The organism is Mitsuaria chitosanitabida ATCC BAA-476 = NBRC 102408 (genome assembly GCF_001598255.1).
Taxonomy (GTDB): Bacteria; Pseudomonadota; Gammaproteobacteria; order Burkholderiales; family Burkholderiaceae_C; genus Roseateles; species Roseateles chitosanitabidus.
The window spans coordinates 109,764-129,791 of record NZ_BCYP01000017.1; the positions used below are offsets into that span (position 1 = coordinate 109,764).

General features: G+C 69.7%; 19 protein-coding genes. 9 read left to right on the forward strand and 10 right to left on the reverse strand.

Annotation, left to right across the window (positions count from 1 at the left end):
* Nucleotides 1-64: 64 nt before the first annotated feature.
* The 4 genes from MCHT01_RS10710 to metK form a co-directional block, all read right to left on the reverse strand.
* Nucleotides 65-1,162 (reverse strand): DNA glycosylase AlkZ-like family protein, encoded by a 1,098-nt coding sequence (locus tag MCHT01_RS10710; RefSeq protein WP_067065328.1) that lies wholly within the window; start codon nucleotides 1,160-1,162, stop codon nucleotides 65-67.
* A 139-nt stretch (nucleotides 1,163-1,301) separates the two neighbouring features.
* Nucleotides 1,302-2,309, reverse strand: a complete 1,008-nt coding sequence (locus MCHT01_RS10715; RefSeq protein WP_067065329.1) for a GGDEF domain-containing response regulator — start codon at nucleotides 2,307-2,309, stop codon at nucleotides 1,302-1,304.
* Nucleotides 2,310-2,445: 136 nt separating this feature from the next.
* Nucleotides 2,446-3,495 carry a GGDEF domain-containing response regulator gene (locus MCHT01_RS10720; RefSeq protein WP_067065330.1) on the reverse strand — a complete coding sequence of 350 codons (1,050 nt, stop codon included), beginning with the start codon at nucleotides 3,493-3,495 and terminating at the stop codon, nucleotides 2,446-2,448.
* A gap of 171 nt (nucleotides 3,496-3,666) precedes the next feature.
* Entirely contained in the window at nucleotides 3,667-4,845 is a 1,179-nt protein-coding gene (gene metK, locus MCHT01_RS10725) for a methionine adenosyltransferase (RefSeq protein WP_067065331.1), read from the reverse strand.
* 158 nt (nucleotides 4,846-5,003) lie between these two features.
* Between metK and MCHT01_RS10730 the strand changes: the two genes are divergently transcribed.
* The 7 genes from MCHT01_RS10730 (at nucleotide 5,004) to MCHT01_RS10760 (ending at nucleotide 12,675) form a co-directional block, all read left to right on the forward strand.
* Nucleotides 5,004-5,894, forward strand: a complete 891-nt coding sequence (locus MCHT01_RS10730) for an LpxL/LpxP family acyltransferase (RefSeq protein WP_067065332.1) — start codon at nucleotides 5,004-5,006, stop codon at nucleotides 5,892-5,894.
* A gap of 9 nt (nucleotides 5,895-5,903) precedes the next feature.
* Nucleotides 5,904-6,779, forward strand: a complete 876-nt coding sequence (gene dapF, locus MCHT01_RS10735; RefSeq protein WP_067065333.1) for a diaminopimelate epimerase — start codon at nucleotides 5,904-5,906, stop codon at nucleotides 6,777-6,779.
* The gene (locus MCHT01_RS10740; protein WP_067065372.1) at nucleotides 6,776-7,474 is read left to right on the forward strand and encodes a DUF484 family protein; all 699 of its coding nucleotides are present in this window, start codon (nucleotides 6,776-6,778) and stop codon (nucleotides 7,472-7,474) included. The genes dapF and MCHT01_RS10740 overlap by 4 nt, the downstream gene beginning before the upstream one ends.
* A complete protein-coding gene (locus MCHT01_RS10745; RefSeq protein ID WP_067065334.1) occupies nucleotides 7,452-8,378 on the forward strand; it encodes a tyrosine recombinase XerC in 927 nt (308 codons plus the stop codon). The genes MCHT01_RS10740 and MCHT01_RS10745 overlap by 23 nt, the downstream gene beginning before the upstream one ends.
* Before the next feature lie 140 nt (nucleotides 8,379-8,518).
* Entirely contained in the window at nucleotides 8,519-10,144 is a 1,626-nt protein-coding gene (locus tag MCHT01_RS10750; RefSeq protein ID WP_148661484.1) for a hypothetical protein, read from the forward strand.
* A gap of 136 nt (nucleotides 10,145-10,280) precedes the next feature.
* The gene (locus MCHT01_RS10755; protein WP_067065336.1) at nucleotides 10,281-11,465 is read left to right on the forward strand and encodes an AAA family ATPase; all 1,185 of its coding nucleotides are present in this window, start codon (nucleotides 10,281-10,283) and stop codon (nucleotides 11,463-11,465) included.
* Between the two features lie 28 nt (nucleotides 11,466-11,493).
* A complete protein-coding gene (locus MCHT01_RS10760; protein WP_067065337.1) occupies nucleotides 11,494-12,675 on the forward strand; it encodes a class I SAM-dependent rRNA methyltransferase in 1,182 nt (393 codons plus the stop codon).
* A 126-nt stretch (nucleotides 12,676-12,801) separates the two neighbouring features.
* On the opposite strand, the gene MCHT01_RS10765 is transcribed toward MCHT01_RS10760, so the two are convergent.
* Nucleotides 12,802-13,302, reverse strand: coding sequence for an Lrp/AsnC family transcriptional regulator (locus MCHT01_RS10765; protein WP_245643220.1), 501 nt, complete (start codon nucleotides 13,300-13,302; stop codon nucleotides 12,802-12,804).
* Nucleotides 13,303-13,438: 136 nt separating this feature from the next.
* Here MCHT01_RS10765 and glmS point away from each other — a divergent pair, with 136 nt between their 5' ends.
* Nucleotides 13,439-15,313, forward strand: coding sequence for a glutamine--fructose-6-phosphate transaminase (isomerizing) (gene glmS / locus MCHT01_RS10770; RefSeq protein ID WP_067065339.1), 1,875 nt, complete (start codon nucleotides 13,439-13,441; stop codon nucleotides 15,311-15,313).
* Between the two features lie 81 nt (nucleotides 15,314-15,394).
* Here glmS and MCHT01_RS26195 read toward each other — a convergent pair whose 3' ends face one another.
* The 5 genes from MCHT01_RS26195 to MCHT01_RS27135 form a co-directional block, all read right to left on the reverse strand.
* Nucleotides 15,395-15,895 carry a hypothetical protein gene (locus MCHT01_RS26195; RefSeq protein ID WP_148661485.1) on the reverse strand — a complete coding sequence of 167 codons (501 nt, stop codon included), beginning with the start codon at nucleotides 15,893-15,895 and terminating at the stop codon, nucleotides 15,395-15,397.
* Between the two features lie 14 nt (nucleotides 15,896-15,909).
* On the reverse strand, nucleotides 15,910-16,224 hold the full coding sequence (locus tag MCHT01_RS27130; protein ID WP_218017889.1) for a hypothetical protein: 315 nt from the start codon (nucleotides 16,222-16,224) through the stop codon (nucleotides 15,910-15,912).
* Between the two features lie 281 nt (nucleotides 16,225-16,505).
* The gene (locus MCHT01_RS10775) at nucleotides 16,506-16,718 is read right to left on the reverse strand and encodes a hypothetical protein (protein ID WP_067065340.1); all 213 of its coding nucleotides are present in this window, start codon (nucleotides 16,716-16,718) and stop codon (nucleotides 16,506-16,508) included.
* Between the two features lie 53 nt (nucleotides 16,719-16,771).
* On the reverse strand, nucleotides 16,772-17,920 hold the full coding sequence (locus tag MCHT01_RS10780; RefSeq protein ID WP_169806119.1) for a sensor histidine kinase: 1,149 nt from the start codon (nucleotides 17,918-17,920) through the stop codon (nucleotides 16,772-16,774).
* Between the two features lie 49 nt (nucleotides 17,921-17,969).
* Complete coding sequence (locus MCHT01_RS27135; RefSeq protein WP_218017890.1) at nucleotides 17,970-18,656, reverse strand: response regulator; 687 nt, start codon at nucleotides 18,654-18,656, stop codon at nucleotides 17,970-17,972.
* An 89-nt stretch (nucleotides 18,657-18,745) separates the two neighbouring features.
* On the opposite strand from MCHT01_RS27135, the gene MCHT01_RS10790 reads away from it, so the two are divergent.
* The gene (locus tag MCHT01_RS10790; protein ID WP_169806120.1) at nucleotides 18,746-20,020 is read left to right on the forward strand and encodes an efflux RND transporter periplasmic adaptor subunit; all 1,275 of its coding nucleotides are present in this window, start codon (nucleotides 18,746-18,748) and stop codon (nucleotides 20,018-20,020) included.
* Nucleotides 20,021-20,028: the final 8 nt, after the last annotated feature.

Below are 20,028 nucleotides of genomic sequence, written 5' to 3' on the forward strand. Positions count from 1 at the left end.
GCGACTGGACGGTCGAATGGTGCAACGCCGCCGGGCGCGAGCCCGTGGCCGCGCGCCGGCGGCGTCAGCCCTCCAGCCCGAGGAAGGCCGCCATGTCGAAGCAGGCCTCGTCCAGGGCCGTGCGGAAGGCCGCGTCGCGCGGCCGCTTCCCGATGAAGCCGAGATCGGGCACCAGCGTCCCGTGCTCGACCTTCAGGTTGGCCCAGCCGATGACCTGCTCGCCCCAGAGCAAGGGCAGGGCGTAGTGGCCCATGGTCCGCTTCGCCGGCGGCGTGTAGGCCTCGAAGCGATAGGCCCAGCCCCAGAGCCGCTCGAAGCGGCGCCGGTCCCAGACCAGCGGATCGAAGGGGGCGAGGAAGCGCACCCGATCCGGCTCGACCTTGTGGGCGCGCGAGGCCGGGTTCTCGTCCGCCGGCCAGTACCAGACTTCTCCATCGACCTTGGCATGCGCCCAGCGCGACTTCGCCTCCTTGAGCACGGCTCGCGCCTCCGTCTTCAGATGCGGCGCCCCGTAGCCCAGCAGGCTGGTGAGATAGCCCAGGCTCGGGGCCGGCAGCGGCGCATAGAGCGCCACGATCATGTCCAGCAGCGCGGCGGCGCGCGCATGGCGTGCCTCGGGACTGTCGTCCTGGATCAGGTGCTCGACGGCCTCATAGACGCGGGTGCCCGAGGCGCGCCGCGCCACGCGCAGCAGGCCGCGATAGTGCATGCCGTCCAGCAGGTGCGTGCTCGCGTTCAGCTCGCCGCCCCAGTAGCCCTCGACCCGACCGTGGCTGAAAGCCTTCAGCACGTCCTGCGGATGGGTGCGGCCGCGCGCCCGGATGAACGCGAGGACCTCGGCCGCGCGGGCGTTCATGTCCGCGTCCCAGACGCGACGGGCCTCGCGGGGATGGAGCAGCGCGAGCACCTCGCGCGGCAGGAACCCATAGTTGACGAGGCAATCCTCCTCGACCGCCAGTCGCGCGTAGCGCGATTCCAGCTGGCCGGCGCGATAGTCCTTCACCCGGTGCATGAGGATCAGGTCCTGCGCCCGCGCGGGCGCGCGGATCGGGTCCGCCTGCACGAAGCCCAGCCGCTGGATCGCCTTCAGCAGCGTCGTCGGCTTGAAGAAGGTGCGGGAGATGGCGTGACGCCGCAGGGCGTCCTGGTCGATCACGGGCATGCGACGAGGCGGGGAAGGAAAGGCTGAACGCTAACCGCGTCCGCCGACGGGTTCTGGCAGCAGGGCGTCGCCGCGCCGGGCGCGAGGGCGCCAGGCCGCGAGCCGTGAACGCGGACGCGGACGGCGCCGGCGATCGCGCTCACAGCGGCGCGAAGCCGCTGGGCGCCTGCTCGACGGTGTCCATCTGCATCTCGAAGCTGAAGAAGCGGTTGCGGCCGCGTGACTTCGCGGTGTACAGCGCGTCGTCGGAACGCCTGAGCAGGCCCTCCACCGAGGTGTCCTCGCCCGGCACGCAGGTGGTGATGCCGCCGGACAGCGTGACGTAGGACTCGACCGAGTCCGGGTGCAGCATGTTGCAGTTGCGCAGGGTCCGCATCACCGCGCGCGCGAAGGTCATGGCGCCCGAGCGCGGCGTGCCCGGCAGGATCAGCGCGAACTCCTCGCCGCCGTAGCGCGCGGCGCAATCGCGCGGGCGCCGGCAGGTCTCCTTGAGCAGCTGCGCCACCCGCTGCAGGCAGGCGTCGCCCGCCAGATGGCCGAAGCTGTCGTTGTAGCGCTTGAAGTGGTCGATGTCGCACAGCACCAGCGTCAGCGGCTGCTGGTCCCGGCGCGCGCAGGCGATCTCCTGTTCCAGCCGCGCGTCGAAGGCGCGCCGGTTCATCAGCCGCGTGAGCGGGTCCTCGCCGGACAGCTTCTCCAGCCGCTCGTTGCTGTGCCGCAGCTCGTCCGAGACTTCCTGCAATCGCGCCTGCATGCGTCGCAGCCGTTGCATGGCGCGCAGCTTGGCCTGCAGCACCGTGTTGGAGACCGGCTTGACCAGGTAGTCGTCGCCACCGGACTCGATGCCCTGCCACAGGTCCTGATCGCGGTCGCGGCTGGACAGAAAGATGATCGGCGTCCAGCCGCCGTTCTCGTGCGCCCGCATCTGGCTGGCGACCCAGTAGCCGTCGTGATCGGGCATCTCCACGTCCAGCAGCACCAGGTCCGGGTGCTGGCCGTCGAACTGGGCCAGCGCGCTGTCGCCGCAGTCGGCCTCCAGCGTGCGGTGACCGATGGCCTGGAGCTGGCTGCACAGGAATTGGCGCGTGCTCGGCTGGTCGTCCACGACCAGGATGCGAAGAGGCGGCAGCGAGGCGGACAGGTCCATGGCCAGGCTTCATCGATCAGCGGCAGCAAGGCGTGCCGGAGCCGATTATGCGAGCCGGCCCCCGTCGGCGGGGCTCCGGGTATGCCTCAAGTCGGGGAGGGTGGGGGCGTCCCCGGACCCGGCGACTTGCACCCGGTCAAGCGTTGCCCGGGCCCGGCTCGGACGGCGCGGCGCCCGGGGCCGCCGAGGCGCGCCGCCGCTGCTCGGCGGTGTCCATCTGCATCTCGTAGCTGAAGAAGCGGTTGCGGCCGGTGGACTTGGCGTTGTAGAGCGCGTCGTCGGCCCGGATGATCAGGCCCTCGGCGCTGGTGCTCTCGTCGGGCAGGCAGGTCGTGATGCCGCCCGACAGCGTGATCATGCTGTCCGTGGGCGAGTCCGGATGCGGGATGGCCGCCAGCTCCATGGTGCGCATCAGCGCCCGTGCATAGGTCATCGCGCCGGAGCGCGGCGTGTTGGGCAGGATCAGCGCGAACTCCTCGCCGCCGTAGCGGCCCGCGCAATCGCTCGGCCGCCGGCAGGTCTCCTTGAGCAACTGGCCGACGCGCCGCAGACAGGCGTCGCCGGCCACGTGGCCGGCCGCGTCGTTGTAGCGCTTGAAGTGGTCGACGTCGCACAACATCAGCGTCAGCGGCTTGCCGTCGCGGCGCGCCTGCTCCAGCTCCTGCTGCAGCCGCGCGTCCAGGGCGCGGCGGTTCATCAGGCCGGTCAGGGCGTCCACGCTGGAGAGCTCCTCCAGCTGGGCGTTGGCGGCGCGCAGCTCCTCGGACATCTGCACCAGCCGCGTCCGCATCTGCGCCAGGCGCTGCATCGCGCGCAGCTTGGCGTGCAGGATCATGGCGGACACGGGCTTGATCAGGTAGTCGTCGCCGCCGGCCTCGATGCCCTTCCAGACGTCCTCGTCCTGCTTGAACTGGGAGAGGAAGATGATTGGCGTCCAGCCGCCCGGCTCGGCCGCGCGCATCTCGCGGGCGGTCCAGTAGCCGTCGTGGCCGGGCATCTCCACGTCCAGCAGCACCAGGTCCGGCCGGTAGCGGCGGAACAGCTCCAGCGCCCATTCGGCGCTGTCGGCCTCCAGCACGCGATGACCGCTGCGATCCAGTTCCGCCGTCAGCGCGACGCGCGTGGCGTTCTGGTCGTCGACGATCAGGATGGTGAGCGGGGTCGGCGTGGAGGGCGGGGATTGCATCGGGCCATTCTGCCCGCGCGAAGCTGTCGGAAAGCAAACAGGGTCGCCCGAGGCGACCCTGATTTGCGGGATCAAGTTGGCCGGTGTGCGGCAAATGACCGGGGGCGCGAAAGGGTTTCCTCGTCAGCCACCCTCTGGGCGTCCGGTCAATGCCGAACCGTCAACGACGGCTCACAGGCCGGCCGAGGCGCGCAGCGCGGCGGCCTTGTCGGTGCGCTCCCAGCTGAACTCTGGCTCCTCGCGGCCGAAGTGGCCGTAGGCCGCGGTCTTGCCGTAGATCGGACGCAGCAGGTCCAGCATCTGGATGATGCCCTTGGGACGCAGGTCGAAATGCTCGCGGACCAGCGCTTCGATCTTCTCGTCGGCGATCACGCCCGTGCCTTCGGTGTAGACCGTGATGTTCATCGGACGCGCGACGCCGATGGCGTAGGCGACCTGGATCTGGCACTGCTTGGCCAGGCCGGCGGCCACGATGTTCTTGGCCACGTAGCGCGCGGCGTAGGCGGCCGAGCGGTCGACCTTGGTCGGATCCTTGCCGGAGAACGCGCCGCCGCCGTGCGGGCAGGCGCCGCCATAGGTGTCGACGATGATCTTGCGGCCGGTCAGGCCGCAGTCGCCCTGCGGGCCGCCGATGACGAAGCGGCCGGTCGGGTTGACCAGGTACTTCGTGTCCTGCAGCCACTCCTTGGGGAGCACCGGCTTGATGATCTCCTCGATGACGGCCTCGTAGAACTCGGGCTTCATCTTGTCGCCCAGCGACATCTCGGGCGAGTGCTGCGTCGACAGCACGACGGTGTCGATGCTGTGCGGCTTGCCGTCGACGTAGCGCATCGTGACCTGGCTCTTCGCGTCGGGGCGGAGGAAGGGGAGGCGGCCGTCCTTGCGCAGCTGGGCCTGGCGCTCGACGAGGCGGTGGGCGTAGTAGATCGGGGCCGGCATCAGCTCCGGCGTCTCGTCACAGGCGTAGCCGAACATCAGGCCCTGGTCACCGGCGCCGGTGTTCAGGTGGTCGTCGGACGCCTGATCCACCCCTTGCGCGATGTCGTTGCTCTGCTTGTCGTAGGCGACCAGCACCGCGCAACCCTTGTAGTCGATGCCGTACTCGGTGTTGTCGTAGCCGATGCGCTTGATCGTGTCGCGGGCGACCTGGATGTAGTCGACGTGGGCGTTCGTGGTGATCTCGCCGGCCAGCACCACCAGTCCGGTGTTGCACAGCGTCTCGGCGGCCACGCGCGAGCGCGGGTCCTGTGCCAGGATCGCGTCGAGGATGGCGTCGGAAATCTGGTCGGCCACCTTGTCCGGATGACCTTCGGAGACGGATTCCGAGGTGAAGAGGAAATCGCTCGCCAATTTAAACTCCTGTGGTTCTACGGGCGTTGCCGTGTCTGGGAGTCAGGCGGCGAACGCTTTAGCGGGATTTATGAGTCGCCCCGCAAGTTGTCCAAATTAACTCGGCGACAGGGGCGCATTATAGGAACAGACAGCCTGGGAAGGGCGGCGGACGGTTGATGGGAACACTCGCGACATATGCATTGATCGGCTTGCTGTGGCTTCTGCACTGGTTGCCGCTGCGCTGGCTGGCCGCCCTGGGCTGGGGGCTGGGCGGCCTGCTGCACCGCCTGGCGGGTTCGCGCCGGCGCGTGGCGTTGCGCAACGTGGAGCTCTGCTTCCCCGACAAGCCGCTGGCCGAGCGCGACGCCCTGGTGCGGGAGCACTTCGGCTGGCTGGGCCGCTCGCTGCTGGAGCGCGGGCTGCTCTGGTACGCCTCGGACAAGCGGCTGCTGCGCCTGATGCGCATCGAGGGCAACATCAAGCTCTCCGAGCAGGTGGACCGCCCGGTGATGTGGCTGATGCCGCACTTCGTGGGCCTGGACTGGATCGGCCCGGCGCTGATGCTCAACCAGGCCCGTCCCGGCGCCAGCATCTATCAGCGTCAGAGCAACAAGCTCTTCGACGAGGCGCTGCGCAAGGCGCGCTCGCGCTTCGGCACGACCAAGCTGGTCGACCGCCACGACGGCGTGCGCAGCGTGCTGCGCTGCATCCGGGACGGGTACTCCTTCCTGAACCTGCCGGACATGGATTTCGGTCCCAAGGACTCGGCCTTCATCCCCTTCTTCGGCGTGCCGGCCAACACGCTGCTGGCCCCGGCCAAGATCGCGCAGACCATGAAGATGGTCGTGCAGCCGGTGATCGTCACGATGCTGCCCAAGGGCGAAGGCATCGTGGTCTACGCGCACGAACCGCTGGAGAACTACCCCAGCGGCGACCTTGAAGCCGACGCGCTGCATTTCCATCACTGGCTGGAGGCCCGCATCCGTGAGAATCCGGCCCAGTACTTCTGGGTCCACAAGCGATTCAAGACCCGACCGGAGGGCGAGCCCTCCCTGTATTCCCGATAATCCGACCCCATGAAACTGCGCTTCACCAAGATGCATGGCGCCGGCAACGACTTCGTCGTGCTGGACGCGACGCGGCATCCGATGTCGCTGACGCCGGACCAGCTCCGCCGCGTCGCCGACCGCCGCTTCGGCGTGGGCTGCGACCAGGTGCTGGTGATCGAGGGCTCGCCCGCGCCCGGCGTGGACTTCGGCTATCGCATCTTCAATGCCGACGGCAGCGAGGTGGAGCAGTGCGGCAACGGCTCGCGCTGCTTCGTGCGCTACGTCGTCGACAAGGGCCTGACGGACAAGCGCACCATCCGCGTCCAGACCGTCAACGCGCTGCTGGAGCTGCGCCTGCAGGACGACGGCCGCGTGACCGTCGACATGGGCGCGCCGGTCTTCGCGTTGGAGGACATCCCCTTCGACGCCGCCGGCGCCACCCCGAGGCTCGAGAACGGCTTCGAGCTCTGGCCGCTGGAACTGGGCGACGGCATCACCGCGGACGTGGCGGTGCTCTCGATGGGCAACCCGCATGCGGTGCAGCGCGTCCAGGACGTGGACCACGCCCCGGTGGGCATCGTGGGCCCGCTGGTCGAGGCCCATGAGCGCTTCCCGCGCAAGGTCAACGCCGGCTTCCTGCAGGTGCTGAGCCGCTCGGAAGTGAAGCTGCGCGTCTTCGAGCGCGGCAGCGGCGAGACCCTGGCCTGCGGCACCGGCGCCTGCGCGGCGGTGGTCGCGGGGATCCGGCTGGGCTGGCTGGATCCGGTGGTGGAGGTGCACGCCCGCGGCGGCGACCTGCGCATCGAATGGACGGGCATGGTCCCGGGCGGCGAGGGCCTGGGCGCCCACGTCTACATGACCGGTCCGGCCCAGACCGTATTTGAAGGAGAGATCGAACTGTGAGCGGCATCGAAGGCATCACCGAACAAGACATCGCCGACTACCTGGCGAATGACCCGGCGTTCTTCGAACGTCACGCCGAGCTGCTGGCCAACGTGCGGATCTCCCATCCGCACGGCCAGCGCGCGGTCTCGCTGCAGGAGCGCCAAGCGGAGCTGCTGCGCGACAAGATCCGCGGCCTGGAGCACAAGATCGTCGAGATGATCCGCAACGGTCAGGAGAACGTCGCGATCTCCGACCGGCTGCACCGCTGGACGCTGGCGCTGATGCTGACGCGCGACGACAGCCAGCTCCCGGAAGTCCTGCTGCGCGAGCTGCGCCACCAGTTCCTGATCCCGCAGGCCGGCCTGCGCCTGTGGAACGTGGACCCGGGCCATGCGCTGGCCTCGTTCGCGTCCGAGGTCAGCACCGACGTGAAGACCTTCGTGGGCAGCCTGAACCAACCATATTGCGGCATCAATTCGGGCTTCGAGGCGGCGCGCTGGCTGGAGGACGACGTGGCCTCGCTGGCGCTGGTGCCGCTGACGGCGGGCGCCCCCAGCCAGGCCTTCGGGCTGCTGGTGCTGGGCTCGCCGGACCCGACGCGCTACACCGCCGAGATGGGGACGGAGTTCCTGGCCCGTGTCGGCGAGATCGCGAGCGCCGCGCTGTCGCGCCTGCTGGACGCCGATCCGCATGCCGCCGGTCTCGCTGACTGACGAGCAGCAGCGCTACCTGGACTTCCTGCGCGTGCAACGCCGGCTGGCGGAGCGCACGCTGATCCTCTACACGGATGCGCTGCGGCGCCTGACCGCGTTCGCCGCGGCCGAGGACCTGGACCTGATGCGGCTGAGCACGCATCAGGCGCGGCGCTTCCTGGCGAAGCTGCACGGCGAGCGGCTCGGGCCGCGCAGCCTGGCGCTGATCCTGTCGGCTTGGCGGGGCTGGTACCGCTGGCTGGGCCAGGACGGCAAGGTCGACGCCAACCCCATCACCGACCTGCGCGCGCCCAAGCAGGGCAAGCCGCTTCCAAAGGCGCTGGGCGTCGACGACGCCGTGCGCCTGGCCGATCACCACCAGGACCAGGATCCGGTCGCCGAGGCGCTGGCCGCCTGCATCGTGGAGCTGCTCTACGGCAGCGGGCTGCGGGTGTCGGAGCTGGTCGGGCTGGACCTGCGGCATCACCCGCAGTCGGCCGGCTGGATCGTGCCCGACGCGGCCGAGGCGCAGGTGCTGGGCAAGGGCTCGAAGCGGCGCGCCGTGCCGCTGGGCGCGCCCGCGCTGGCGGCGATCCGGCAGTGGCTGGCGCAGCGTCCGCTCTGGGCGGCCGAGGGCGAGCCCGCCCTGCTGGTCGGCCCGCGCGGCGCGCGGCTGACGGCCGACCAGGCGCGCAAGCGGCTCAAGCAGCGCGCGCTCGCGGCCGGCATGCCGACGCACGTGCATCCGCACATGCTGCGCCACTCCTTCGCCTCGCACCTGCTGCAGAGCAGCGGCGACCTGCGCGGGGTCCAGGAACTGCTGGGCCACGCCAACATCAGCACGACGCAGATCTACACGCGGCTGGACTTCCAGCACCTCGCCAAGGTCTATGACGCGGCGCATCCGCGCGCCAAGAAGAAATAACCGACTTGTCTCCGATGGCCCGTTCCTCCTCCCCCCTCCCGCCCGTTCCGGCTCGCGCCCGCTCGACGTCCGCCCACGCAGGCCAGCGCATCCGCGGCGCCCAGTTCCGCCCGGCGCCCGTCGCCGCGCAGCGGGCCTCGATGACCTTCCCGTCTCGCCCGCTGCTGCTGTGCTCGGCGCTGCTGGCCGCGGGCGTGGCCCAGGCGCAGTCGTCGGGCCCGTCCGCCGCCACGGCGACCTCGACCCTCGAGGACCCATCCCGGCCGGCGCTGGTGACGGTGCGTTCGGACGATCGCCGCGTCATCACCGCGACGGACAGCCGCCCGGCAGCCTTCGAGATGAACTGGACGCCGCTGAAGATGCCCACGGGGGAGAAGACGGCGCTGCTGGGTCTGAACTACATGGTCGCGATCAACGAGGACTGGGGCCTGGGGCCGGCCGCGTACGGTGCCGCCAAGGGCGAGTTCGGCGGCCTGTTCACCGTCGGCTTCAACCTGCAGCGCCGCATCCGCATCGCGCCGGAGTGGCATGTGGCCGCCAGCGTGTACGCGGGCGCCGGCGGCGGCGTGAGCTCGGACAAGATCCGCCCCGGCGGCGGTCTGATGATCCGGCCGGAGCTGTCGGTGCGGCGCGAGTTCGGCAACTGGTACCTGGGCGCGGGCGTCGCGCACACGGCCTTCCCGAACGGCAGCGGCAACATCAAGGACACCAGCGTCATGCTGACGCTGGGGCGCATGGACCGCTTCCTGAGCTTCGATCCGAGCACCTCCGGCATGGACGGCCGCACGGGCGACCGCACGGGCATGGGCTTCGACGAGATCGCGCTGAGCGTGGGCGCGGAGAAGCCGCGCACGGGCAGCCGCACCCGCGGCGGCGTGCCGCTGACGGGGCGCAAGGGCAAGGCCGGCGCGGACCTGCGGCAGTACTTCGGCAACGGCGCGTCGTGGTGGGGGCTGGAGGCCTCGGGCGCGGCCTCGGGCGGTCATGACGGCTACATGGAGATCCTGGCCAACGCGGGCCAGGACTGGGGCATCGGCAGCGAGCGCCTGCGCGTCGGCGGCCAGGTGTCGGTGGGCCTGGGCGGTGGCGGCGACATGGACACGGGCGGCGGCTGGCTGGTGCGGGTCGGCCCGACGATGCGCTGGATCACGCCCTGGGGTCCGACGCTGCGGCTGGACGCGGGCTACATGAAGGCGCCCTGGGGGCATTACGACTCCTTCCAGGTGCGGGGCTCGCTGGCGCTGCCGCTGGAGAAAGCCTCGCGCATGCTGAGCAGCCCGCCGCTGGAGGCCGGCACGATCCGCGCGCAGAGCTGGTACATCGCGATGCCGCGTTTCAAGGAATTCGTCTTCAAGGACGGCTCGCGCGCGAGCGTGACGGGTCTGGGACTGGGCATGACGCGCGACTTCGGCGGCCCCTGGTACGGCACGGCGCAGGCGGGCAGCGCGGCGCTGGGCAAGGCGGGCGCGTTCTCGTACGGCATGTTCGGTCTGGGCGCGCACTCGCCGAAGTGGAACGGCGTGCGCGTGGGCGCGGAGGCGCTGGTCGGCGCGGCCGGCGGCGGCGGTGTGTCCGTGGGCGGCGGCGCGGTCACGCAGGGCGAGCTCTGGGCGCAGTGGGAAGGGACCGGCAAGGCCGACCGGCTGCGGGTCAAGCTCGGCGTCGGCCAGTGGAAGGCGCTGGGCGGCGACAAGCACTCGACGCCGCTGGTCAGCCTGAACATCGGCTGGGCCTTCGGGACGCTGGGGCCGGCGGCGAAGCGCTGAGCGGCCGCGGCGCGCCGCCACGGCCGTCTTCAGACGGTCTCGGACGGTCTCGGACGGTCTCGGATGGGCGCGATTATTGAGTTTTATCGGCCTGGTCGATAAATTATCGCTTTCGCGATAATTGGCCGATAAAACGATGATCTCCTTCCCTCGAACCGACCTGGCCCAGCAGATGGTCCCGGCGCTGATGGGCAGGACCTTGTTCGGCGACGCCCACAACGGGCTGTTCCTGTCGGGGCCTCGCCGCACCGGCAAGTCGACCTTCCTGCAGAGCGACCTCAAGCCCGCGCTCGAGGCGGAAGGGGTGGTGGTGGTCTACACGGACCTGTGGGGCGACACGGGCCGGGACCCGGCCACGGTGATCGCGGACGCGATCGGGCGCGCGCTGCAGCCGCAGCTCGGCGTCGTCGCCCGCACCGCGAAGAGGGCGGGCCTGGACAAGCTGAGCCTGGCGGGATGGTTGCAGGTCGACACCAGCAAGATCGGCCGCCTGGACGGGCTGACCCTGGTCGACGCCTTGCGCGCGCTGCATGAGACCGCGGGCAAGCCGATCGCCTTGATCGTCGATGAAGCCCAGCATGCGCTCACCAGCGAACGAGGCGAGGCGGCGATGACCTCGCTGAAATCGGCGCGGGACCAGCTGAACAGCCGCGACGCGGTCAATCTGATGCTGGTGATGTCCGGGTCGGATCGGGACAAGCTGATGCGGCTGGTCAACTCCAGCGCCGCGCCGTTCTTCGGCTCGCAGGTCCAGCGCATGCCGCCGTTGGGGGCCGACTTCATCGCGTACGTGGCCTCGGTGATCGAGGCGCAGCGCCCGTCGCTGGCGCCCGTCGATCAAGCGACCTTGCAGCATGCGTTCGAGGCCATCGGGCATCGGCCGCAGCTCTTCATGACGGTGCTGGGCGAGGTGTTGAGCCCGTTCTTCGGCGCGAAGGAGAGCTTCGAGCACGCCTTGCTCGGCGCCTCCGCCGAGCGCCTGCGCAAGGACGCCGACCAGATGGAGTCGGACTTCCTCGGGCTCAAGCCGATCGAGCAGGTGGTGCTCTGGCGGATGCTGGAGCAGGGCAGCCGCTTCCGCCCCTTCGATGCCGAGGCCTTGCGCTTCTACGGCGAGCTGCTCGCGCAGCCGGTCTCCCTCAGCATGGCCCAGCGGGCGCTCGAATCGCTCCGGCAGCGGACGCCGGCGCTGGTGTGGAAGTCCGCCCGCGGCGAGTACGCGGTGCAGGACTCCGCCATGCACCGCTGGTTCGAGGAACGTCGAAAGAGCGGCACCTGGCCGCCGATTCCGCACCAGGTGCTGGGCCTGGGCGACGACTGATCCTCGCGCTCAAGGACAATCCGCCCCCATGAAATCAATCCGTCTCCGCGAGGGCAAGGACCGCTCGCTGCTGCGCCGGCACCCCTGGGTGTTCGAGGGCTCGATCCAGAAGGGCAAGGCCGATCCGGGCGAGACCGTGCGCGTCGAGTCCTCCACCGGCGAGTTCCTCTGCTGGGCCTCGTTCAGTCCCGAGTCCAAGATCCGCGCGCGGGCCTGGACCTTCGACGAGAAGGAACGCATCGACGAGGCCTTCTTCAAGCGCCGCATCGACGCGGCCGTCGCGCTGCGCGCCCGCATGCCGATCACGTCCAACGCGATCCGCCTGATCCACGGCGAGGCCGACGGCCTGCCGGGGCTGATCGTCGACCGCTACGACGACCTGCTCAGCGCGCAGTTCCTGTCGGCCGGCGCGGAGCGCTGGAAGCAGACCATCGCGGACCTGCTGCTCGCCGCCACCGGCCTGACGCGCCTGTACGAGCGCTCCGACGCCAATGTGCGGCCACTCGAGGGCCTGGCGCCGGTGACCGGCTGGTTGCGCGGCGAGGGCGGCACCGAGGTCGTCATCGCCGAGAACGGCTGGAAGCTCAGCGTCGACGTGGCCGAAGGCCACAAGACCGGCTACTACCTGGACCAGAGCGACAACCGCAAGAAGTTCGCCGAGGTCGTGCGCCATTACGGCTGCCAGTCCGTGCTGAACTGCTTCAGCTACACGGGTGGCTTTTCCGTCGCGGCGCTGGCCGGCGGCGCGACCGAAGTCATCAGCGTGGACTCGTCGGGCCCCGCGCTGGCACGCGCGACGGCGCATGTGGCGCTCAATGGCTACGACGCGGCGCATCACACGGCGCTGGACGCGGACGTCAACCACACGCTGCGTGACATGCTCAAACAGGGGCGCCGCTTCGACGCGATCGTGCTGGACCCCCCCAAGTTCGCCCCGACCGCGGCGCATGCGGACCGGGCCTCCCGCGCCTACAAGGACATCAACCGGCTGGGGCTGATGCTGCTCAAGCCGGGCGGTCTGCTGTTCACCTTCTCGTGCTCGGGCGGGATCGGTCCGGAGCTGTTCCACAAGATCGTGGCCGGCGCCGGGATGGACGCGGGCGTCGACGGCCTGATCCTGGATCGCGTCGGCGCGACGCCCGACCATCCGCAGACGCTCTACTTCCCCGAGGGCGAGTACCTCAAGGGCCTGCTGATCCTCAAGCGCTGAGCCCGCCCGTCTTGCCTCCTCCCGCTCCCGCTCCCGCTCCCGCTCCCGCAAACGGAGAACGCTGAGCCCGTCTTACTCCCTCTCCCGCTTGCGGGAGAGGGCAGGGGTGAGGGTCTTCCGCGCGCCTCACCCCCTCGCCGCCGGCAGGCTCAGCCGCGGCTCAAACTTGGCCCGTTTCACGCTGAAGAAGGCCTTCACGTTGCGGACGTTGGCCTGCTGCGTGAAGAGCCGCTGCACCAGCGCGTGATAGGCCGGCATGTCCGGCACCTGCAGCACCAGCACGAAGTCCGGCCCTGGCGCGACGCGCCAGCACTGCTGGACCTCGGGCGCCGCGACGGCGATGAGCTCGAAGGCGTCCAGGTGCTCGGCGCCCTGGCGGTCCAGCGTGATCTCGACCAGCGCGGACAGTCCCGCGCCGAGCTTCTCCGGCGACAGGATGGCCACCCGCTTCTCGATCACCCCGGCCTCGACCAGTCGCCGCACGCGGCGCAGGCAAGTCGCTGGCGACACATGCGCGCGATCGGCCAGCGCCTGGTTGGACAGCGACGCGTCCTGCTGAAGCAGGTCCAGCACCCGCAAGTCGATGGGGTCGAGATCGATGGAAGGTGCCATAAATAGATCAATCATGAAAGGATCCATCACATCGTGAATCCGATGGTGGATTCTTTCATCATTGACTCAATATCGAAAGCATTCGCCTCGGCGAGATGCCTAGCATTCCGCCATTCGCAAATTTCAACCGGACCACCGGGGAGAGCAAACCATGTGCGGCATCGTCGGCGCTGTGAGCCAGAAGGACATCGTTCCCATCCTGATCGAGGGCCTGAAGCGGCTCGAGTACCGCGGGTATGACTCCTGCGGCGTGGCGGTCCACCAGGACGGCCAGCTGCGCCGGGCGCGCAGCACCTCGCGGGTGTCGGAGCTGCAGGAGCTTGCCGCGCAGGACGGCGTGGCGGCGGGCACCGGCATCGCGCACACGCGCTGGGCGACGCACGGCGCGCCGGCGGTGCACAACGCGCATCCGCACTTCTCGCACGGTCCCGGTGCCGACGCGCATCTGCAGCCCGGCCGTGTCGCGCTGGTCCACAACGGCATCATCGAGAACCACGACGAACTGCGGGCCGAGCTGAAGTCGCGCGGCTATGTGTTCCACAGCCAGACCGACACCGAGGTCATCGCGCACCTGGTGGACTTCCACTACCACGGCGACCTGCTGGAAGCGGTGCAGACCGCGATCCCGCAGCTGCGTGGCGCCTACGCGATCGCGGTGTTCCATCGCGACGAACCCCACCGCGTGATCGGCGCCCGCGAGGGCTCGCCGCTGGTGCTGGGCGTGGGCCGCGACGAGGTCGCCGGCGCGCATTTCCTGGCCTCGGACGCGATGGCGCTGGCGGGCGTGACGGACCAGATCGTCTATCTGGAAGAGGGCGACGTGGTCGACCTGCAGCTGGGCCGCTACTGGATCAGCCGCCGCGATGCGGCGACCGGTCGCTTCCAGAATGTCGAGCGCGAAGTGAAGACCGTGCACGCGCACAGCGGCGCGGCGGAGCTGGGCCCGTACCGCCATTACATGCAGAAGGAGATCTTCGAGCAGCCGGTGGCGATCGCCAACACGCTGGACGCGGTGACGGGCATCAGCCCGGAGCTGTTCGGCGACGGCGCGTACCGCGTGTTCAAGGAGATCGACTCGGTGCTGATCCTCGCGTGCGGGACCAGCTACTACGCGGGTTCGACGGCGAAGTACTGGCTGGAGAGCATCGCCAAGATCCCCACCAGCGTGGAGATCGCGAGCGAGTACCGCTATCGCGACAGCGTGCCGAATCCGCGCACGCTGGTGGTGACGATCAGCCAGAGCGGCGAGACGGCGGACACGCTGGCGGCGCTGAAGCATGCGCGCTCGCTGGGCATGAAGCACACGCTGACGGTGTGCAATGTGTCGACGAGCGCGATGGTGCGGGAGTGCTCGCTGGCCTACATCACGCGGGCCGGCGCGGAGATCGGCGTCGCGTCGACGAAGGCGTTCACGACGCAGCTGGTGGGGCTGTTCCTGCTGACGCTGGCGCTGGCGCAGACGCGCGGGCACCTGACGGACGCGCAAGAGGCCGAACACCTGAAGGCGCTGCGACACCTGCCGGTGGCGGTGCAGGCGGTGCTGGCGCTGGAGCCGCAGGTCATCGCCTGGAGCGAGGACTTCGCGCGCAAGGAGAACGCGCTGTTCCTGGGCCGCGGGCTGCATTACCCGATCGCGCTGGAAGGCGCGCTCAAGCTCAAGGAGATCAGCTACATCCACGCCGAGGCGTATCCGGCGGGCGAGCTCAAGCACGGCCCGCTGGCGCTGGTGACGGCGCAGATGCCGGTGGTGACGGTGGCGCCGAACGACACGCTGCTGGAAAAGCTCAAGAGCAACATGCAGGAAGTGCGCGCGCGGGGCGGGGAGCTGTTCGTCTTCGCCGACGGCGACACGAAGATCGAGAGCGAGCCGGGCCTGCATGTGATCCGCATGCCGGAGCACTACGGCGCGCTGAGCCCGATCCTGCACACCGTGCCGCTGCAGCTGCTGGCGTATCACACGGCCTGCGCTCGGGGGACGGACGTGGACAAGCCTCGCAACCTTGCCAAGTCGGTGACGGTCGAGTGAGAAGACGCGCCCGGGACTCTGATAGTCCCGGGCGCATCTCGGAATCGGCGTCAGGCGCTTTTTGCTTGATGCAAGGCGAGCCTAATCGAGAAGAAGCGACGAGACGATGCCTGGTACAACGCTCTTGGCCGCTGCATATGGGTCAGTTGCCTGCGCTACCTTCAATCTAGCGAAGTAGTTAGCCACCCCCAGTCCGCTTACTAGTTTTGATTCCACCACATATTCCCCAGGTGGAAGGTCGGGCATCGAATAAGTGGCAGAGCCTCGCATCTCGTAGGTGCGGAGATTGGGTTGCGAAATCAGAGCAACTGAAATCGCCCCCAGTTTCAAATTGATTGGTTGTAAATAGATCTCGGTGGTGAGGGAGGCGGCGGACGGTAGGCATTGGGCATTGGCGACGGTTGCATTCACCAGCATGCCTGCTGACAGTTGAATGGGCGTCCTGTCGCCAACAACATAATTGCTTTTGCCAATGCTGGTGTAGCTGTTGTATTGGCAACCATATGCGGCCTGTGCATGCGCCAGTTCAGCGGCGCCGATCGATGCAAACAGGATCGCAATGTGGACTAGCAGTCGACGCATCTTCGTCCCCGAAGTTAGCCGAGCCACAGGCCGATAAGCTGGGCCCCGGACGCCGTGCAAGAGGTGCCGTCGGCAAACCGAGCGCGCACAATCTTCCCAGTGGAAACGGCGGTTAACCCCGTAGCAAAGTAAAACTTGGCAGCGGCGTCCGTCAATGGCGCCATACCCGACCCGCCGGAGTTCCAAGTGATCCAGATGGATCCATTGTCGGCATAGACCGAGGCCGGCGATAGCGCGCATTCAACATAGGCGTTTGCGTTGAATGAGCATGTCATCGCGACTCCGAAAGCCGTGAGGTATTTGCAGAGTGAGTACTTGATTTGAAGCATGATTGGGGCGCTGTCAATTGCGCGGCGCCAATGATGCCCAGTTTCCACCTGAAATAAACTGCAATCCATTACAGCTTGACGGTCCTCGAGTTCTCCTGTGATTTTCTGATTGGCTCAAGCGTTGCTGCTGCGCGAATCGAATAACGCTATGAGTCGCAATTGAATTTCGGGCAGCGCTTCGAGTCGAAAAGCTGACACACGCCTTTAAGGCAGGATACGAATAGCGTCCCACCCTTGATGAGTCTGCCGGGCCGCACTCGCCACATCCGGTCCTCGAGTTGCTACACCATCGTGAGCCCGGTGCCTTGTCCGCCCTCGCGTTGAGGGTGTCGGCAGTGGATGCCCCCATCCGATCTCTCCGCTGACGCGAAGCTCTCCCCCAACGCATCCAGCAGCGTCTTGATCTCCGCCTCCGTACTGCTGACGAAGGGCGGGGCGAGATGGATCGTGTCGCCGCCGTAGCGGACGTAGGAGCCCTTGCGGTACTTGTCCATCGCGATCCGGGCGCGACGCTGGGCGGACCTGGGCCTGCAGTGAGGCCCGCGAGTCAGAACACCAGCACGAACGACGCCCCGCCCGCCATCGGTATGACATGGCGCACGCGACCGCCCATGCCATGCACGAGCTGCCTCACCACCGTGAGGCCGATGCCCTGTCCTCCGGCGCGGGTGGTGAAGAACGGCAGGAAGATCCGCCGTTCGAGGCCGGCCTCGACGCCCGGGCCGTTGTCCCGCACCGAGAGGTGCAAGCGTCCGCCGCGGCCTTGCCGCCCCTCGACCCACAGGCGCGGCGCCGGGACCGCCGCCGTCGCCTGCGCGGCGTTCGCGATCAGCGCGATGAGGGCCTGCTCCAGCTGCCCTTCGTCGGCCATCAGTCGCAGACCCGTGTGCGCGGTCTCGAACCGCGCCTCGCCCCCGCGGGCCGCCCAGTCCGCCGCGACCGATTGCCGGAGGCGAGCGAACAGCGCCTCCAGATCGACCGGCGCCAGCCGCGGTGCCGGCCACCGGCTGACCTCGCGATAGGTCGCGACGAAATCGGCAAGGCTCTGCGCCCTCAGCGCCACCGCATGCACCGCCTGACGCAGATCCGCACGCAGGGACGCATCGCTCCCGATCGCCGGATCGTCCAGCAACTCCACCGCCGTCCCGCTCAGGCTGCGGATCGGCGTCAGCGAGTTCATGATCTCGTGCGTCAGCACCTGCACCAACTGGCGCCAGGCGTCGAGAGACTCCAGCTCCAGCTCGTGCTCCAGCGGGATCAACGCGATCAGCGTTTCCGCCTGGCCGTCGTTGGACAGCGCTTGGCGGCGCAGCAGCCAGCGCTCCTCGCCGCGCTCGGTGTCGAGGACGACGGCGCCGTCGTCGGCGCGCCCGCTGTCGCCGCGCGTACCGCGCAACAGGGCTTCGAGCGCCGCCCGGTCTCGGACGCCCGCGGGCGAGGCGAGTCGATGCGCCCGGCTGCTCAGCGCCTGCAGGCGGTCGTGGGTGAGCACCCAGGCCGCGACGGGCAGGTGGTCGAGCCGCGCCTGGAGCCGATGGATCGAGGGGGCCTGCGCTGAGGACGGCGGCGGCTCGGAGGGCCATGACGAGGGCGACGCGCTTCGCGTGCGGCCGAGCGGCCATGCGGTCGCGGCGCCCGCGACCGCCAGCGCCGCGACCGCCGTCCACCCGCGCGCGTCGTCCGCCGCATGCGCCACGGCGCCCGCGCCGGCCCACAGCAGCGCGGCCGCGCCGAGTCTCAGGCGCTCATAAGCCATGCTTGTCCAGTCGCCGGTAGAGCGCCGCGCGCGACAGGCCCAGCCGGCGCGCGGCCTCGCTGAGATTGCCGTGCGAGGCCGCCATCGCGTCGACGAGCGCCGCGCGCTCCTGCCGCGCGAGCGAGTGGATGGCGCCATCGGGCGCGGTTGAACGCGAGGCGGCTTCCGCCGCGGCGCCCGGACGTGAGGCGGTTCCCGAAGAGGAGCCGCCATGCCGCGGATCCACCGACTCCTGCCCCGCGCTGATCGCCGACCGCTTCATCGCCTCGTGGCAGGTCGCGACCAGCTTCGCGTTGTCCCACGGCTTCGTGATGAAGTCCCAGGCGCCGCGCCGCAGCGCCTGCACCGCGAGCTCGATCTCCGCGTAGGCCGTCATCACGATGACGATCGGAGGCGCGGGCATCGCCACCGTTTCCGCCAGCAAGGTCAGGCCTTGCTCGCCGGCTGTGCGTCCGGGGCCGAAGTTCATGTCGAGCAGCAGTACCGCGGGCCTCAGCCGATCCAGCGCGGGCCGCAGCTCGGCGGGCCGGCGCAGGCAGTGCACCGGGGCGACGCGACGTTGCAGCAGCAACTGCGCCGACAGGCCGACGTCCGGATCGTCGTCCAGCACGACGATGCCGCCGTGCGGCTGCGAGGCGTCGGGCGTGGACGGGGGGAAGGCAGGGCGGTCGATCACGGCGCGGATCATCGCAGGCGCGCGCGAGGCGCCGCCAGAGGGGTGTCCGGAAGCGGACAGGGGGCTGGCGCATGCCCGCCGGGCCATCGATGCTCCGTCCCCTCATGACCGTGCTGCCCTTGCCCCCGTCGATCGCGCCCAGCGGCGCCGCCATGGATCGCCCCGCGCCGGCGCGTTCCCGCCGGCCGCGCATCGTCGCGGCGGCGGCGGCGGTTGTCACGGTCCTGGTCGGTGGCGGACTCGCGTGGGCGTGGCGCGGGCCGGCGCCGGCCGTGGCGCTGACGCCGCAGTTCGCCGCCGTCGCCCAGGGCGAGTTCCGCGATGAGCTCGCCCTGCGCGGTCGCGTCGAGCCGATGCGGTCGGTGCAGCTGGACGCCACCGAGTCCGGGCGCGTCGAGGCCGTGCTCGCCCGCGACGGCGAGGTCGTCGAGGCGGGCGCTCCGCTGTACCGCCTCGACAGCCCCGAGCGCGAGCAGCTGCTGCTGCAGCGCGGGGCCGAGGTCGCGCAGCAGATGGCCAACGCGTCAGCGCAGCGCAGTGCGCAGGCGACCAGCCTCGCGCAGAGCCGCCGGGAGCTCGCCCAGCTGGCGTCCGGCGTCGAGCAGGCTCAGGCCGAATGGCAGCGGCAGCGCGCGCTGGCCGACGCGGGCTTCATCTCGCCCGCCGCGCTCGAGCAGGCCGACCGTGCTCGACGGCTCGCGACGACGCTCTTGTCACAGGCGCGCGAGGACCAGCGCGCGGAGGCTGAGATCCGAGCGCAGTCGCTCGCCGAGATGGACCGCGCCGTGCTGCGGCTCCAAGGCGGCCTGCGCCTCCTGGAGCGCGCCCAGGAGCGGCTGCTCCAGCGCGCGCCGATCGCGGGCCAGATCAGCGGATTCCAGCTGCAGGTGGGCGCGAGCGTGCGGGCCGGCGACCGCCTCGGCCGCATCGACGATCCCGACGGCGGTCTGCGCGTGGTCGCCGACATCGACGAGTTCTACCTTTCGCGGCTGCGGCCCGGGCTGCGCGCGGACAGCGAGCGCGGCCCGCTGGAGCTCGTCCAGACGCTGCCGCAGGTGCAGGACGGCAAGGTCCGCGCGCTGCTGCGCTGGCGCGATCCCGCTGCGGCGGCCGCGCTGAGGCCCGGGCAGGCGCTGGATCTGAAGCTCGCCTTCACCGCGCCGCGCCAGGCGATGTCGCTGCCCGACGGGCCTGGTGTGCAGGCGCGGCTGTACGTGCGCCAGGGCGACCGGCTGTTCCGCCGCGAGGTGCGCCTCGGCGGCCGAGCCGCCGGACGCGTCGAGGTGCTGGCCGGCCTGCGCCCCGGCGACCAGGTGCTCATCTCCCAACCACCCTCGGACGCCGACGTGCTGGCATTGCCGTAGGCGCCGGC